Genomic DNA, 15,668 nt, shown 5'->3' with positions numbered 1-15,668 from the left:
TGAAAAATGAAAAAATTGAACGTGTCCGAATTGAAGCCGGGTATGAGATTTACAAAACCCGTTTATCTGGACAAAGAAAATCTGTTCATCACTTCTAATACTCCGATCACTGATTCGGACTTGGAACGTTTGAAAAGATTCGGGATCACCGAGGTATTGACTCACGGAGATATCCTAGTTATTGATGTGGATCCCGAAAGGTTAGAAACCCAATTAGAGGATTTTATCATCAGCACGATCGTAGACGAGGACCTTCTTCCGTTGAAGGGGATCTACGATAACCTGAATCGTATCAAAATACAATTTTCCAATCTATACAAAAATACTTTCGCATTAGTACAAGACGTTTATAGAAAAGTTGCGGACGATAAGGTATTCGATTTCGGTCCGGTAAGGGAGCAGGGAGAAGCGCTTTCCGATTTTGTAAGGACCCATAATAATCTTTCCTACCTGATCCTTGGAATGAATAATCCAGGGTATTACCTTTACAACCAGATCACTACATCCACATTCTATGCTTTGATCATAGGAAAACTTTTGGACTTCTCCCGTCCTAAAATGGTGGATCTTGCGATCTCTTGTTTGGTAGCGGATGTGGGAATGACAAAAGTTCCTGCAACCATATCCGAAAAAACGGACCAGCTCACCGACGAAGAATATAAATCCATCCTAAAGCATACGATTATCGGTTACCAGGTTCTGACCCAAAGAGTCAAAATTAAGAATAGTTTAGCGGTAGTTGCTTTACAACACCATGAACGTTTTGACGGAAAAGGTTATCCTCAAAAGATCGCTGGAACTGCAATCGAGGAAAATGCTAGGATTTACGCGATTGCCGATAATTTTTCCGCCCTGATCACAAATAGACCTCATAGGCAAAGAGTACTTCCTCATGAGGCGATCAAATCTATGATCAGTATGGACGTAGGTAAGTTTGACTTAAAGATCGTGCGTACTTTTTTAAACCAGGTTTCCTTGTATCCTGTAGGTTCTTGCGTGGAACTTTCCGACAAAAGAGTAGGAGTCGTTCTAGCCGCAAATGCGGACAAACCTTTACGCCCTTCTATCCGTATTATAAAAGACGAATATGGCACTTTTGTACGCAATTTAGTCTTGGTGGATCTGGTAAAAGAGAATCATCTATTTATTGTCAAGGCTCTCGATCTACAAGAAGCCACCGCAAATTCTTAATTTTTTTTAGGATCTAAACTTTTTAAGTCCTAAATATTCTATTCATTCTTCTTTTCCAGAACAGGTCTCTGTATGAGACCTGACTCCAAAGTAAGAGTATTGAAAGGAAAAGAAGGAGAAAATATAGCTGCAGAACTCCTTCTAGGGCAAGGCCACACCATTCTAGAAAGGAACTTCCGGATCCAAAAGGGGGAAATCGACATAATCAGTGAGAAAGAAAACGTCCTCTATTTTACGGAAGTGAAATACTGGGCCAAAACCTCTCCGATTCATCCCTTGGAAATATTCAGACCAAGTAAGATCCGTAGAATGAAAACGGTAGCTCGATATTATTTGAGTAAAAACGTTTCGTTTAGAGATCATTTTGTCTCCTTCTCCCTGGCCTTAATTACCGAAAAAAGGGAACTGAAATATTATCTTAATCTATTCTAAAACAATCGTTAAGCGATTTGAAAAACGAGTCGATTTTCGAATTGTCTGCGGGTTCTCAAGGATGAGGACCTTAAATCGTTACAAGGAAGTAACTATGAAAAGCATCCAAATTCTCGGCAACTTGGCCGGGTCCGACCCGTTCGGACCGGACCCAGTGATCCTGAGAAAACGAGGAGTTCCGATCAAAAAGCGGAAATTCGAGGACTATAAGAAGAAGATCGAAGACGAAAACTACATTGATTTCGCAATCGATAAGATCGCTATGGAACTCTCGCATTTCCTGTCAAAGTAACCACAAAAATAAAACCGTCGAAAGAACAAGTTAGGTTACGGCCCTGTTTTCCGGAGACCATCCGGAATTCAGGAAAACAAGGGCCTCCTCCAAATTCCTCAAAAGTATATCCTCCGAACCTTCCAGATCCGCAATCGTTCTCGCAAGCTTCCTAAAATGAGCAACCTTACGAATGCTGAACTTTTGGTTAGAGACAGCCTTCCAAAACATAGACTCACATTCCTTGGAAAGAGGGATCATTCTTTCTACTTCTTCTCCTCTTAATCTTCCGTTATACAGCTTTCCTGTTTCCCTGAATAATCTTCGATATTGTATATCCGCAGCGGACTGGATGGAATCTCGGATAGATTTTAGATTTACGGAAACCTTCTCGCTATCTGGATTTCCTGAAAAGCCTATATGGTAGAATATTTCGATCCGATCTAAAAATGGGCCCGTAAAAGGGGACTGGTAGTTTCGTATACTTGCAACGCTGCAATTACATTCCTTTATTAAGGTTTGGTAATATCCGCAAGGACATGGATTGGTGGCTCCTATGAACAAAAATGAAGCAGGGTAGGTAATAGAACCTTTGATCCTAGAAATCGTAATTTTTCCTTCTTCCATAGGCTCTCTTAATGCTTGTAAATTACGAGAATGGAATTCGGAGAGTTCGTCTAAAAATAGTATTCCATTTCCGGCTAAGGAAACTTCTCCCATTCTTAAACTACTTGAACCTCCCACCAAAGAAATATCGGAAATCGTATGATGCGGACTCCTAAAAGGTCTTTCTACTTCCGTATCGGACAAGTTCTCTTGTAAGGAACGGATCCCTAATAGTTCTATTCCTTCTTTCTCTTTGATGTTTGGAAGAAATCCGTAAGCCAATTTTGCGAGCATTGTTTTTCCGGCTCCAGGCGGACCAGACAATAAACAATGATGAGCTCCTGCACTTGCGATCTGCATCGCTCTGATTGCAGGTAACTGGCTCTTATGAAATTCCGATTTCCAAGGAAATATTTCAGACTTGATCTTGATCTCACTCTTATCTTCCGGTTTTATCTTTCCTTTAGCTAAGGAGACTAAATCTTTTAAATGAGAGATCGCATAGATCGGAAATTTCCCGAGGATGGAAGCTTCCTTCCTATTATCAAAAGGGACAACGGCCGCTGTAAAACCTGTATTCTCTATACCGGAAAGTATAGGAAGAATTCCTTTCAGAGGTTTAACAGTTCCATCCAGCCCTAATTCTCCCAAGAAAAGAAACTGTTCTAATTTTTGGGAAGAAGGTAATTGCTCCGTTAAATATAAGATCCCAGCAGCAATGGTAAGATCTAAGTATGTCCCGTCCTTCTTTCTGCCTGCGGGAGCGAGGTGGACCAGGATATTCTGCAAAGAATATTCAAAACCGCTATTCTCTATTGCGATCCTAATCCTATCCGCTGATTCTTTGATGGAAGGGCTTGCAAGTCCCGTGATCTGGAACCTTGGGATCCCTCTTTTAATATTGATCTCTACGGATACCGGAAAGGGTTGTATTCCTTCCAGAGAAGCTCCCAGAAATTTGGTCAGTTTACATGTCTCCATAACCGGGACAGGTGCGGAAAAATCCGGGCCTCGCGCTTTTTTTCTAAAAACTAGTTTATCACTTCCGGACCTTCAGTAAGTTATGCATGAAATGGTGCGATTCTTCGCTTTTTTACTGGCTCTATTTACCATACAATGCGGCGCCAGGCTGATCAAAAAAGAGAAGTTATTCGAGATCAACGAGCATTACCAGGATAAGATATACAGCCTTAAAAAAGACACAAAAGTCTCCATGACCGAAACTTTTAAGAAGGGAATGTTGGTCCGAATCTATGTCGAATCGACTCCTTCCCTGATTAAAGTGAAATGTTTCCCTGCGGACCAAAAAAGGGAACATGCAATCGGCAGGCTGATCGCCTATCAGGTGAACGAAGATCTAGAGAAAAAGACCATCAGTATAGAGGATTTGGATAAGATCGTTGCAAATGAGCTCACGGAATATAAAAAGAAAAAGTAGCCGTCGTTCCCCCCTAGGTTCAAGAAGGCATCCCGATGCGGCCGATATTAAATATGTGAAACGGACGATTCTCTGCCTTCCCATTATATCCGCCATGCTTAGTTCTGCTTTATCGGCCGATCCACTCAAAAACTACGAAAACGCGATCAACGATTATGCGAACAAGGATTCTTCCTTCTTTACCGATAAGGAAGAGCGTAAGATCAAACAATTATTCTCCCAATCTCCGGAAGAATGGGAAGAAGATAAATATTCTTCTCTTAGTTATAATAAGGATAAGTCCAATTTGGAACTTCCTTCCTTTATTAGTATCAATCCGATTGTTTCTTCCAAGATCGTAAGCCAGAGCGGCTTTATTATAAAATCCTATATCGTAAAACCTAAGGATACATTATTCAGGATCGCAAAATCCTTAAAGACCACTGCTGCTAAAATTTCGGAAGCAAACGGGCTAAACAAAGGTTCCGTTCTAAAAGTAGGACAGAGCTTAAGTGTTCCTGTAAAAGTAGGAAACGCTTCCCGTCAGAAGATTGAATACAAAAGAGTATTCATTACTCCAGTATTAGGAGCTAGATTTTCTTCCAGATACGGCAAAAGAAAAGATCCGTTCCATACAGGTGGAGGGGGTTACCATACTGGGATAGATATGGCTGGCCCTCAAGGAGCGCCAATCTTAGCTTCGGCGGATGGAGTGGTAAGCTTTGCGGGAGTGAATGGCGGTTATGGAAATTCAGTCATCATAGATCATCCAAACGGTTATAGAACCATGTATGCGCATTGCGCTAAAATTACAGTGGAAGAGGGAACGAAAGTGAGAGCAGGCACGGTCATAGGTGCCGTAGGTCGTACAGGCTCCGCCACAGGTTCCCATCTCCATTTCGAGGTGTTCTATAACGGAAAAAGGATCAATCCTGAGGTGGCTCTCAGGAAGACCTTAAAAATTGTTACCAACCTGGACCCAGGCAAAGTAGCGAAACTTTAACCGATCATCTTTTCAAAAGCCGGGACCAATTCCATTTGGATCCGGCTTTTTTAGATTGAATCAGTGAAACTATCCGAAGGGCGCAATGAACGCAATTTTTATCGAATTCAGAAAACATACATTCTATGTTCTGATCCCTGTCGTGATATTTTTTTCCTTCTCCCTGGCATATCTTTGTAGGGGGATACTTTTACTTTTTCTGACCCCTGATGTTCAAGCCGGTTCCTCTACTGCAGCACCCAGAAGACCCGTAGCAGAGAATTCGATTACGATCGAAATGTCCAAGGAAATGGTAACAGGCTCTTTATTTAGAGGAAGTTTAGCTCCACCACCGGGAGAAACTCCTGTTGGCGTAGACGGAACCCCAGGCGCTCCTCCGGATACAGGAGAAGGCGAAGAAATGAGAGTCACCGGAACCTTAAGCGGTCACTGGAGTTTTGCCCGAGTTACTATTTTGGAAAAAGGAAAACAAAACGCGGAAGAGTTCGCAATGGGAGAAGTAGTAGGCGGATACAAGGTAAAGTCCATTCTTCTCAACCATGTTGTCCTAGAAAAAGGAGGCCAATCTATCAAAGTTGAGATTGGCCAAACGCCGGGAGAGGCCAGAGCCAAATTAGGTGCTCAGGCAGATGTACCTGGAGGACCTCCTGCTGCAGATACGGTCCGTAAAATCCTGTCCAGACAGGATGTGAATAGAAAATTAGCTAACGTAGCTGAACTTTATAAGGGAAAGTTCGGTCCTTATTTGGAAAATAACACGATCGCGGGTTACAAAATATACAGTATCGGCAGTGATCATATTTTTTATTCTTTGGGAGCTAGGACCGGGGACGTGGTGCGACGGGTAAACGGAATGCCCTTAAACGATACGGTAAAAATGATGGAAATATGGAATTCCCTAAAAACAGCCGATAAAGTATCCGTAGACGTAGAGAGAATGGGCAAGATATTGTCCTATGAATTCATCATCCGGAATTAGAGATTAAATGCGCAAAACAGATTTACGATCCAGATATTTGAGAAACGCAGCATTCGCGTTCTTACTTCTTCTTTCGGTGAACGAAGGGTTACTTTCCCAAGCTTCCAAAAAGGGAAGTAAGAGAAGTACTGCCCCTTCCGCGGAAGATACAAAGGAAAAAACCTTTTATGCCAACTGGAGAGATACTGAACTTAATGATTTTCTAAAAGGGATGAGCGCGATCCTAAAGAAAAACATTCTTTTGGATGAGAGTTTAAAAGGTAAGAAGATCACTATCATCTCCCAAAAAGAGATCCCGATCAAAAACGCATTTCCTTTCATGAAAGCTGTTTTGGAATCCATGGGGTTTGCGATCGTAGAAGAGGTGGATCTGATCACCATCGTAAAATTGAAGGATGCACTTGCCAGATCTCCTTATGTAAGAGTGGGTAAGGAGCCTATTCCGGAGACAGAAGCATTAGACAATCGTATTATTACACAGATCATTCCGGTAGAGAACGTAAAACCGGAAGAATTGGAGCCTATCTTAAAAAGATTAACTTCTCCTAATACTGATATTATCGTTTATAGAAATACGAATACAATCGTACTTTCCGGTTCCACGGCGGACATCAATAAACTTCTCACTTTAGTAAATGAGTTGGATGTAAGACCGGATGAGACTACCCCCGGAGCTGTCGCTTCAGCGGGTGATGTTCATATTTATACATTAGAATTCAGCGAAGCGGAGAAGATTGCTGCAACGTTGATCAAGTTGGATAATCCTGTAGTAGGGGACCAACCTCTTCCAAGCAGCCAACCTGGTGCACCTCCTCCTCCCGCTCCTAAGGTAGAAAAGATCAAGGCTGTTGCTCATAAAGAATCCAACTCTGTGATCGTAACCGCTACCGAATCGGAATGGAACGAGATCCGTAAAATTATTCGAGTATTGGATTCTGCGAGAAAGCAGGTATTGTTAGAAGTTTTGATCGTGGAACTTTCTTCCACGGATACGAATGACTTCGGTATCGACTGGAGATTCCAAGGCCAGGGTCCTTATAGCCAGTTCAACTCGGGCCTTGCTAAAGAAGGTAATATCATAAATTCAAGCGGTAGGATCAACCCGAACCTGAACACTTTATCTGGCTTCTCCCTAGGCTTTGTGCAAGCTGGAGCTCAACAGATCTTAGGGATCTTAAGTGCTAACCAAGGAAATGAGAACTTTAACGTATTGTCTGCTCCTCAAGTTCTTACTCTGGATAACCAAGAAGCTGAGATCAACGTTGGACAGGACGTTCCGGTTAGGACCCAAAGCCGTAACGCGGGTCTTGGTGGAGCAAACGCAGTGACTGTGGACAACTACGAATACCGTCCAACAGGTATTAAGCTAAAATTCACCCCTCACGTGAATAAGAATAACCGTATCACTTTGGATCTTTTGCAAGAGATCAAAAACATCGCATCCATCGCACTTGCTGGAGGAAACCCAACCTTTAACAGAAGGGAAGTAAAGACTACCATCACTATCGATAATAGACAAACGATCGTGATCGGGGGGTTGATCTCCAACGATAAACAGAAACGTCTGATCAAGATACCTTTACTCGGGGACATTCCTTATCTGGGTTGGATCTTTCGTAGAACTACTGAGCAGTTAAAAAAGACAAATTTAATGGTCTTTATCACTCCACATATCTTGGATAATCGTGAACTTGCTGATAAGATGACTGTTAAGAAGAAGTTACAACAAGAAAGATACGAAATCGAAAGGGAAAGGGTTCTAAATAAGGAAGCCACCATTAAGGAACGCGGAGAATAATACAGTGAAAACTCTAGGTGATATTCTCGTAGAAGATGGGGTCATATCCGCCAAGGATCTAGAAGACTCTCTCAAACTACAAAAAAAGAATCATTTACCCCTAGGACATATTCTTCAGAAAAAAGGGATCGCAGGAGAAGTAGACGTTCTTAAAGCGATGGCCAGACTTTACAAAATGGAATTCCGGGAAAAACTGGAATTCAAAGGAATGGAAGAGGTTTACGACCGCATTCCTCTTAAGCTCATCCAAAAAAGTAAAATAGTTCCTTTCGAATTACATAAGAAGAACGTTAAAATCGCGGTGTCCGATCCTACGGATCTTCACCCGATGGACGATGTACGTTCTGCATTAAAAGAATTTAAAATAGAATTCATACTTGCTCCGGAGCCTGAAGTAATGAGGCTCATCCATTCCCAGTTCGACAATACTTCCGCCGCAGCGAAAGATATGTTGAATGAAATGGAGGGTAGTTTCTCAGAACTTGCAGAAGGTTTCGATAACGAAACAATCGATCTTTCGGACGACGCTCCTATCATCAAGATGGTGAACGTGATACTTTCTCAGGCGGTAAACGAGAGAGCTTCGGATATTCACGTAGAACCGTACGAAAAAAGCCTAGTCGTTCGTTACAGGATAGACGGCATTCTTCATAACGTATTAACCCCTCCCAAGTCTTATCATGCGGGAATCACTTCCCGTATTAAGATCATGTCCAACTTGAACATCGCAGAAAATAGATTACCTCAAGACGGTAGGATCAAACTCAGACTTGCGGGAAAGGATGTGGATATCCGGGTTTCCACCATACCTTGCCAATTCGGAGAACGTATCGTTATGCGTCTCTTGAACAAGACCGATCAAAAATATTCCTTGGAGACCATGGGATTTTATCCGGATCTTATCAAAACACTTCGCACTCTAATCTACCAACCCCACGGAATTGTCTTAGTAACCGGTCCGACTGGATCCGGAAAATCCACAACATTGTATTCCGCTTTGACCGAGCTGAATACCGAAGAAAGAAATATCATCACCTGCGAAGACCCAGTGGAATACCAAATAGACGGTGTTTCCCAGATGCAGATGCAGGAGAAGATCGGCCTCACATTTGCAACCGGCCTAAGAGCCATTTTACGTCAGGACCCGGATGTAATCATGGTGGGGGAGATCCGGGATGAGGAAACTGCAAGGATCGCGATCCAAGCTTCCTTAACAGGTCACTTAGTTTTCTCTACTTTACACACAAATGATGCAGCATCCGCAGCGACAAGGCTTGTGGATATGGGAATTGAACCTTATCTGATCACTTCCACGGTATTGGGATTTATGGCCCAGCGACTTGTAAGAACTATATGCAAAGAATGTAAAATTTCCTACAAACCAACTCCTCAGGAGTTGGAATCTATCGGAATTTCCAAAAAGGATCTGAAAGGCGGAGTTTTATACAAGGGAAAAGGTTGTTCTCATTGTATGAACACAGGGTTTAAGGGAAGAACTGGGGTTTACGAACTTCTGATCATCAATACTCCGATCAAAAACGCAATTCTCGCAGGATCGGACACCAATAAGATCAATGATATCGCTTTAGAAAACGGATTTGCAACCATGAGAGATTATGGGATCCGAAAAGTATTGGATGGAGTTACCACCCCGGATGAAGTTCTAAGAGTTACCTAAGTTTTCCTTCCATGGCACTTTATACTTATACTGCGTTTAACAAAAAAGGAAAGGAAGAGAAGGGGATTATAGACGCCCCGAATATCCAGTCCGCTAGAGCAAAACTTAAGGGAAAAGGTTTTTACGTTCGCCAGATTTCCGAAGATGCGGAAAGAAAGGACAGAGAACTTTTTCCGTTCTTAGCTAGACTCCTCTATAGAGTTCCTAAAAAGATCATTGGTCTTTTTTCAAGACAGCTCGGAACTCTTTTGGGCGCGGGTATTCCGTTAGACAAATCGCTTTCCAGTATCATAGAACAGACCGACCACGAAGTGTTCCGCAAAGTAGTGATCGCAATGCAAGCGGATATTACCGAAGGAAGTTCTTTATCCGATTCGATGAGAAAACATCCGGATGTTTTTCCAAATCAGTATCCTTCTCTTGTTTCCGTAGGAGAAAGAACGGGTGATTACGAAACCGCACTCATGCGTCTTGCAGAGATGGAAGAAAAAAACCTACAGTTAAAAGGTAAGGTCACCACCGCTCTTGTTTATCCGGGAATTATTTTCTGCCTATTACAGATCGTGATCATATTCCTTCTTACCACAGTCGTTCCTCAGATAGAACATCTATTCGTAGAGTTCAACGCAACACTTCCTGTAATTACCAGGATCGTGATCGGAAGCTCCAGACTTCTTACCGGCTATTGGTTTTTGATCTTTCCTATGATAGGTGCCGGAGTTGTGGGATTTTTCTTTTATAAATCCACTCCGGAAGGAAAGGAAAAATGGGAGAAGTTCGTTTTGAGAATTCCGATCATTCGAACACTCAATAAAAAGGTGCTTATATCCAATTTTGCGAGAAATTTAGGAATACTTCTTACAAATAGGGTACCACTCATTACTTCTCTCCAAATAGTGGAACAAATCGTTAATCATTCGGTTTTCGGACAAGAAATTCGAAATGCTTGCGAAAGAATTCGGGAAGGTGAGAAACTTTCTACGTCATTCACTGGGTCTGAGATATTACCACAACTAGTATTAGGAATGATGTCTGCCGGAGAAGTTTCGGACAGGGTCCCGGAGATGTTGAATAAGCTTGCGGAAATCTACGACCAAGAGGTGGATTCCGCATTAAAAAATGCAACCCAGGCGATCGAACCTTTGATGCTTGTTTTTATGGGTTTTGCGATCGGTATCATTATGGCGGCGATCATCGTTCCGATGTTCAGCTTGACCCAAAACTTGCAAGGTATATAACAATAGAAATAGGAGAACCGACTTTGAAAACGGGAAACAAACGGAGAAAAGGATTCACTCTTATCGAATTAGCGATCGTTGTCGCCATTTTAGGTGCTTTGATGACTATCATTCTTGTCAGTGTTGATTTCGGTGGAGTGAGCATCGAAACAGCAAAGATGAAGATCAAAAAAGATAAACAAGAACTTAGACTACACTTGGAAAGATACGCTTCTAAATTCGGAAGTTATCCTAGCGAAGAGCAAGGTTTGGATGCGTTAGTAGAAAGACCGACCACGGGAGAAATTCCTGAAAACTGGATCCCTATGGTAAGCAGCAAGGATTCTATCAATGACCCTTGGAAAAACCCGTACAAACTCAGATACGACGGAGCGGGAGAGATCCAAATCATCACTTTTGGCCAAGATAAAGTGGAAGGTGGAGAAGGTTTGAATTCGGACTTCGATATCACTAAAGAAGAACAATATCCGCCTCAATTCACTTCTGCATCAGGCGCTAAAAAATAAACTAGTGGGCCCAAGAGCGAAAGGCCGGATCCGTTCCGGCTTCACATTGATCGAATTGGGAGTCGCAGTATTCCTGATCGGAGTAATGTTCGCTCTTGTGCTTCCTTCCATAGTCAATTTACTCACACCAGGCGCCCAAGAAGAAGCGATGTTATTGCATGACGTTGTGAACTTCTGTTTTAGAAGGGCCAAAATAAATCAAAGAACAGTCTATCTAGAGTTAAATGTGGACACGGAAACGTATACCATCATCGACATCGAAAGAGATGAGACCGGTATGAAAGAAGTTCCAGTATTTAAGGATAGAGAACTTCCAAGTTCTTCCGCGATCGTAGATGTGATGGATGGAAGAGGTTATAGATACAATACAGGAAAGGTCCGAATTCCTTTCTCTCCGATGGCGGTTGCTGAAGATTTTTATATTCATTTAGGTCCGGACCCGGAAATCACGAGGACCCTCATTATCAAACGTTATGGCGGGAAATCGGAAATAGAGGACGGGGAAGTGACCGTTTCCAAGGAACAATTGGAAGAATACAAACGTAGCGAGCAATATGGCACGAGTAAGTTTTAAAAGAAAGAACCCTCTTAAGAAGAGACATGGTTTTACTATTTTAGAAATGACCTTGGCGTTTGCACTCGCTGCAGGTTGGCTTCTCTATGTATTGATGGTAGTTTCCGAGGGAATACGTTTAAAAAAAGTGGCCGCATTACAAATGGAGGCTACCCATTTAGCCAAGATCAAAATGGCCCAAATAGATTCCGCCACCATTCTTCAAGCAGACACTAGTTCCGGAGATATTCCCGGTTACCAAGATTGGAAATTCACTACAATCATCAAAGAAGAGAATTTAGACCTTCTGAAAATGGCGGGAAAGGATAGCGGTAAAAAACCGGAAGATCTGTTAGGAGGTGCGAACTCCAGCATGAACCAACTGATAGCAAAAAGAACAGGTAATAACCAAGGTTCTGCTACCGGCGGACTCATAGCAGTATTTCATATTTATGTAACGATAGAATATCCTACAGGCGGAAGAGATAACCAAGGAATTCCGGTAAAAGAACAATACACGATCGAGACCTATAAGGCGAGAATGAACTGATATGGGATCTTTTTCTCTACATTCAACTTCTCTTAAGTTGCTTCGAAAAAGAAGAAGATCCGGATTCACCCTGATCGAATTGACCATTGTTGCCGCATTATTAGGAGTTCTACTCGGAATGGTATTCGGGACTTACGCAACCATTCTAAAAGTCACTCGTCCCACTTCAGGCACGGAAGGTGTAGACAGGGAAAAGGCGATCTCCGTTATCGAAAATATCCGAAGCACATTGACCATGGCATTCTATTTCCAAACGGAAAAAAATCTGGTCTTTGTAAGTAGAAAAGGACGCAAATCGGAAGACGGCCCAAGACACCCGGGCGAAAGTACTAAGGATCATTTTATAGTATTCGCAGCGGTCCATCCCAACTCGGAAGAAGTTGCACTTCCCGAAGTAAGGGAAGTAGAATATTATCTGAAACAAAAAGACGGTACTGATTATTATACATTGATGAGAAGAGAAGACGAGATCGTGGACCGTTATCCGTTCGTAGGCGGACAAGAATACGAATTATTGGATAATGTAAAATCTCTCTCCTTTAAATTTTCCAAAACCGGAAAAGAATGGGAAGAAGAATGGGATTCCTTCCAAAGGAAAAGTATTCCCCGACTTATACGAATTGAGATCATCGCGAATATGGGAAACAAGGAGAGAAGATTCGAAACTCTTGCCTTCCCAGGGATGCTTATGAAATGAATCCAGGTCTTGGTTTAAAATGCACAAGATTCTCCAGAAGAAGGGGAGCGATCGTCATGCTCTTAGTCGGGGGCATAGGTGTAGCTGCATTAACCACTACCTTAGATTTTGCGGAAAGATCCATGGCGGAGTATAAAATTTCTCAAGGAGAAATGTCCGGATTTAAGGCTTCTCTTTTAGCGAAAGCCGGATTCCAAGGAGCATTGGCGGCACTCAGAAAGATCCCCGAGGAACAACTTTACCAATCAGGGATAGGCCTTAATCCTCCACCGGTCCCAATGGGAGGAGGATGGATCTATTATAAGATCCAAGGGGAAGATGGAAAAATTAATATAAATTCCATCTTCAATGCGGACACAAAGGAACTGAATTTAAGAAACCAAGAAATGGCAGGGCGTCTTCTAGAACGTTTGGGAATGAAGAAGGACCTTTTCAATCCGGTAGTGGATTGGTTGGATGATGATAGCCAGGGGAATTTTGAAATTTCCTATTATGAAAAACTGACCCCGCCTAGAAAGATCAAAAACGGGTACATGTATTCCCTTTCCGAGCTAACTTCCGTAAAAGGATTCGATCCTAAAATAGTGTATGGCTCTCAAAAACCCCCGGACTATGAGCAAAAATATTCCAAAGATTTTATGTCCGACGAGGAAAAAAGTCTGATCGGGGAGTCTGATTTCGTTCTGGCAAATAATTTGACCGCATTTGTTCCCTTCCAGAGAAACTACGACGATAGAATCAACTTGAACGCCGCGCCGTACTTCGTTTTAATGTCTCTATCCGATTTTATGAACCGCCAGTCCGTTCTTCAGATCATGAAAATGAAGATCAAAAAGGGCGGTTACCTAAAGGAAATTAAGGACCTGGAGACCATCCCAGAATTCCAGGTACCGTCCGTAGGCGGACTTTCTCTCTACAAAGAATTAGCAGGAGAAGGAACCGACGTTTCCGGTGGAAGGATCAAAACGAAAGGGGAAATATTCCGGATCACCGCTGTCGGGGAAGTAGAAAGAAACTATAATAGTAAAAAAAGTTCCGATGTTATGAAAGGACCTAAAATCGTCCGTAGGATCACCGGTATTTTTGACCTGACCAATAACCTGATGCTATATTATAGAGAAGATTAATGTTCTTATACGAAAAGTTTTTAACCGTGGATTACGGTACAAATTCGGTAAAGGGTGTACTATTCCAGAGGGTGGCAGGGAATCTGACTCTGCTTAGGGCGGAGTCTATGCCCATTTCCAGAATGGAAGAAAAGGAGTATGAAACAAATATACTTCGTTTCATAAACACCTATTTTGCGGAAGAACATGCAATCGTACTTTGTCTATCTTTAGATAAACTTTTCGTAAGAGAGATCTCCATTCCTTTAACCACCGAAAAAGCGGTACGAGAAGTGATCCCATTCGAAATAGAAAGTAGAGTACCGTTTCCTATGGAAACGGTAGAAGTATTGGGATCCATCTGGAGGATCGATCAAGAAAAATCGGACGTAATCACTTATACTTCTCATCATTCCGAATTCGATACTTTAGCGTCTCCCTTTTTAGATTCCAGCCTTGTATTCCGAGGGATCTTTGTGGATTCAGTATGTTTAGGCTCGATAATTTCTAAACATTTACATAAAGAGATCCAATTTGCAAACGTTGCTCAGTTGGATATTGGCGGTAAAAAATCTATCTTGAATGTCACAAAGGATGGAAAGATCGCTCATACTCGTTTTCTTTCCGTGGGTGGAGACACTCTCACTGAAGAAATTGCAAAAGGTCTAAAAATTCCTAGAGATAAGGCGGAAGCTTTAAAGACAAGCATCCAATACGAACCGTTTCATTCTCCCGAGGACGGTTTGAACTTATTCGCAAAAGAATACAAACTCAAAGTCGCGGATATCAAAAAGGCGTTTTCGATCGCTCATGAATTTTTCACCTCTTTAAGCGAAGAAGTTCGCAGAAGTTTCCTTTCCTTGGAGGAAACGGAAAGACCGGAAGCGATCTATCTTTCGGGAGAAGGTAGTAAGATCAAGGATCTGGAATCCTTTTTGGGAGAAGATCTTGGTATTCAAGCTAGAAGATACGATTTTTTAAGCGCTGATCCTGATAGATTCGCCACGTGTTACGGAATGGCTTATCATCTGATCCAATCCAAAAAGGCTAAAATAGATTTTTTGGAAACTCCCTACGTAAAAAGACTGAATAAGAACTTATTCGATATAAGCATATTTAAACCGCATATCATCTTGAGTTCGGTTTCATTCGTTCTTTTGATCGGGGTATTTTTTTTAGGGATCATTTCTGATAAAAGAAAGCTAGCCGCAGCAAATAAGATCCTAGCCGAAAAAGTAAAATCCAGCACAGGTTCCAGCGTTCCTTCCAATAGAGATCCTATAGAATTTGCAAAAAGCCTAAGGGACGGTGCGGAAAGAAAAACGGAGCTCTATCGAAAATATCTCTCCAAGCCGAGCGTATTGGACGTATTACATGAGATTTCTTTAAAGTTCCCTGATCCAGGAATGCAACCGTTCTTATTCCAAAGTATCACTTATGATAACGGTTCCGTGTCCATCCAAGGAGCAGTAAATGAGATCTCTGAAATCGGAAAAGTTCAGGATTCTTTGGCCCGTTCTCCCATGTTCAAAAACGTAAAATTAGATAGCAACCGTCCGAATTTCGGACTCAAAACGTTTAAAGTCTCTTTTGTGATCAAGATGGAGGTGACCTCTAAAATCGAAGAGAACGATTAAGAGGGA

Annotated in this window: 16 protein-coding genes; 15 read left to right on the top strand and 1 reads right to left on the bottom strand. The window is 42.1% G+C overall.

The genetic code is table 11. The annotated features are described in order from the left end of the window. Window positions 1–6 precede the first annotated feature (6 nt). The 3 genes from LEP1GSC185_RS08565 to LEP1GSC185_RS08555 all read left to right on the top strand — a co-directional run bounded on the left by LEP1GSC185_RS08565 (window position 7) and on the right by LEP1GSC185_RS08555 (window position 1,915). On the top strand, window positions 7–1,191 hold the full coding sequence (locus LEP1GSC185_RS08565) for an HD-GYP domain-containing protein (protein WP_008589529.1): 1,185 nt from the start codon (window positions 7–9) through the stop codon (window positions 1,189–1,191). A 72-nt stretch (window positions 1,192–1,263) separates the two neighbouring features. Next, entirely contained in the window at window positions 1,264–1,623 is a 360-nt protein-coding gene (locus LEP1GSC185_RS08560; protein WP_008590873.1) for a YraN family protein, read from the top strand. A 94-nt stretch (window positions 1,624–1,717) separates the two neighbouring features. Beyond that, a complete protein-coding gene (locus tag LEP1GSC185_RS08555) occupies window positions 1,718–1,915 on the top strand; it encodes a hypothetical protein (protein ID WP_008590301.1) in 198 nt (65 codons plus the stop codon). A gap of 30 nt (window positions 1,916–1,945) precedes the next feature. Here LEP1GSC185_RS08555 and LEP1GSC185_RS08550 read toward each other — a convergent pair whose 3' ends face one another. Beyond that, the gene (locus tag LEP1GSC185_RS08550) at window positions 1,946–3,481 is read right to left on the bottom strand and encodes a YifB family Mg chelatase-like AAA ATPase (RefSeq protein ID WP_008596624.1); all 1,536 of its coding nucleotides are present in this window, start codon (window positions 3,479–3,481) and stop codon (window positions 1,946–1,948) included. Between the two features lie 82 nt (window positions 3,482–3,563). Between LEP1GSC185_RS08550 and LEP1GSC185_RS08545 the strand changes: the two genes are divergently transcribed. From LEP1GSC185_RS08545 to LEP1GSC185_RS08490, 12 genes are all read left to right on the top strand, one after another. Continuing rightward, the gene (locus tag LEP1GSC185_RS08545) at window positions 3,564–3,938 is read left to right on the top strand and encodes a type II secretion system-associated lipoprotein (RefSeq protein WP_008589447.1); all 375 of its coding nucleotides are present in this window, start codon (window positions 3,564–3,566) and stop codon (window positions 3,936–3,938) included. After that, window positions 3,907–4,920 carry a M23 family metallopeptidase gene (locus LEP1GSC185_RS08540; protein WP_024864009.1) on the top strand — a complete coding sequence of 338 codons (1,014 nt, stop codon included), beginning with the start codon at window positions 3,907–3,909 and terminating at the stop codon, window positions 4,918–4,920. The genes LEP1GSC185_RS08545 and LEP1GSC185_RS08540 overlap by 32 nt, the downstream gene beginning before the upstream one ends. Window positions 4,921–5,005: 85 nt before the next feature. Beyond that, complete coding sequence (locus LEP1GSC185_RS08535) at window positions 5,006–5,899, top strand: general secretion pathway protein GspC (protein WP_008590415.1); 894 nt, start codon at window positions 5,006–5,008, stop codon at window positions 5,897–5,899. 7 nt (window positions 5,900–5,906) lie between these two features. Further along, on the top strand, window positions 5,907–7,697 hold the full coding sequence (gspD, locus tag LEP1GSC185_RS08530; RefSeq protein ID WP_008591540.1) for a type II secretion system secretin GspD: 1,791 nt from the start codon (window positions 5,907–5,909) through the stop codon (window positions 7,695–7,697). 4 nt (window positions 7,698–7,701) lie between these two features. Then, window positions 7,702–9,375: a type II secretion system ATPase GspE gene (gene gspE, locus LEP1GSC185_RS08525; RefSeq protein ID WP_008591183.1), complete on the top strand. Its 1,674-nt coding sequence runs from the start codon at window positions 7,702–7,704 to the stop codon at window positions 9,373–9,375. Between the two features lie 11 nt (window positions 9,376–9,386). Beyond that, window positions 9,387–10,613, top strand: a complete 1,227-nt coding sequence (locus LEP1GSC185_RS08520; RefSeq protein WP_008589734.1) for a type II secretion system F family protein — start codon at window positions 9,387–9,389, stop codon at window positions 10,611–10,613. 23 nt (window positions 10,614–10,636) lie between these two features. Next, window positions 10,637–11,119, top strand: a complete 483-nt coding sequence (locus tag LEP1GSC185_RS08515) for a type II secretion system protein GspG (RefSeq protein WP_008589536.1) — start codon at window positions 10,637–10,639, stop codon at window positions 11,117–11,119. Window positions 11,120–11,123: 4 nt separating this feature from the next. Then, complete coding sequence (locus tag LEP1GSC185_RS08510; protein ID WP_008590661.1) at window positions 11,124–11,693, top strand: type II secretion system protein; 570 nt, start codon at window positions 11,124–11,126, stop codon at window positions 11,691–11,693. Beyond that, entirely contained in the window at window positions 11,674–12,222 is a 549-nt protein-coding gene (locus LEP1GSC185_RS08505; protein WP_008591664.1) for a cleavage protein, read from the top strand. The genes LEP1GSC185_RS08510 and LEP1GSC185_RS08505 overlap by 20 nt, the downstream gene beginning before the upstream one ends. A 1-nt stretch (window position 12,223) precedes the next feature. Beyond that, window positions 12,224–12,919: a type II secretion system protein GspJ gene (locus LEP1GSC185_RS08500; RefSeq protein WP_008590599.1), complete on the top strand. Its 696-nt coding sequence runs from the start codon at window positions 12,224–12,226 to the stop codon at window positions 12,917–12,919. After that, the gene (locus LEP1GSC185_RS08495; protein WP_008589426.1) at window positions 12,916–14,046 is read left to right on the top strand and encodes a type II secretion system minor pseudopilin; all 1,131 of its coding nucleotides are present in this window, start codon (window positions 12,916–12,918) and stop codon (window positions 14,044–14,046) included. The genes LEP1GSC185_RS08500 and LEP1GSC185_RS08495 overlap by 4 nt, the downstream gene beginning before the upstream one ends. After that, window positions 14,046–15,662, top strand: a complete 1,617-nt coding sequence (locus tag LEP1GSC185_RS08490; RefSeq protein ID WP_008589394.1) for a cell division FtsA domain-containing protein — start codon at window positions 14,046–14,048, stop codon at window positions 15,660–15,662. Before LEP1GSC185_RS08495 ends, LEP1GSC185_RS08490 begins: the two co-directional genes overlap by 1 nt. The last annotated feature ends 6 nt before the right edge of the window (window positions 15,663–15,668 follow it).

Source organism: Leptospira licerasiae serovar Varillal str. VAR 010 (assembly GCF_000244755.1).
Lineage (GTDB): Bacteria > Spirochaetota > Leptospiria > Leptospirales > Leptospiraceae > Leptospira_B > Leptospira_B licerasiae.
The sequence above is the reverse complement of the archived record's forward strand: the minus strand, read 5'-3'. Positions and strand labels throughout refer to the sequence as shown.

Excerpts from the sequence above, each read along its gene's own strand:
- LEP1GSC185_RS08535 (WP_008590415.1), top strand. The coding sequence starts at position 5,006 with ATGAACGCAATTTTTATCGAATTCAGAAAACATACATTCTATGTTCTG.
- LEP1GSC185_RS08560 (WP_008590873.1), top strand. The coding sequence starts at position 1,264 with ATGAGACCTGACTCCAAAGTAAGAGTATTGAAAGGAAAAGAAGGAGAA.
- LEP1GSC185_RS08495 (WP_008589426.1), top strand. The coding sequence starts at position 12,916 with ATGAATCCAGGTCTTGGTTTAAAATGCACAAGATTCTCCAGAAGAAGG.
- LEP1GSC185_RS08500 (WP_008590599.1), top strand. The coding sequence starts at position 12,224 with ATGGGATCTTTTTCTCTACATTCAACTTCTCTTAAGTTGCTTCGAAAA.
- LEP1GSC185_RS08555 (WP_008590301.1), top strand. The coding sequence starts at position 1,718 with ATGAAAAGCATCCAAATTCTCGGCAACTTGGCCGGGTCCGACCCGTTC.
- LEP1GSC185_RS08545 (WP_008589447.1), top strand. The coding sequence starts at position 3,564 with ATGCATGAAATGGTGCGATTCTTCGCTTTTTTACTGGCTCTATTTACC.
- gspD (WP_008591540.1), top strand. The coding sequence starts at position 5,907 with ATGCGCAAAACAGATTTACGATCCAGATATTTGAGAAACGCAGCATTC.
- LEP1GSC185_RS08490 (WP_008589394.1), top strand. The coding sequence starts at position 14,046 with ATGTTCTTATACGAAAAGTTTTTAACCGTGGATTACGGTACAAATTCG.
- LEP1GSC185_RS08565 (WP_008589529.1), top strand. The coding sequence starts at position 7 with ATGAAAAAATTGAACGTGTCCGAATTGAAGCCGGGTATGAGATTTACA.
- LEP1GSC185_RS08520 (WP_008589734.1), top strand. The coding sequence starts at position 9,387 with ATGGCACTTTATACTTATACTGCGTTTAACAAAAAAGGAAAGGAAGAG.
- LEP1GSC185_RS08550 (WP_008596624.1), bottom strand. The coding sequence starts at position 3,481 with ATGGAGACATGTAAACTGACCAAATTTCTGGGAGCTTCTCTGGAAGGA.
- LEP1GSC185_RS08505 (WP_008591664.1), top strand. The coding sequence starts at position 11,674 with ATGGCACGAGTAAGTTTTAAAAGAAAGAACCCTCTTAAGAAGAGACAT.
- LEP1GSC185_RS08540 (WP_024864009.1), top strand. The coding sequence starts at position 3,907 with ATGAGCTCACGGAATATAAAAAGAAAAAGTAGCCGTCGTTCCCCCCTA.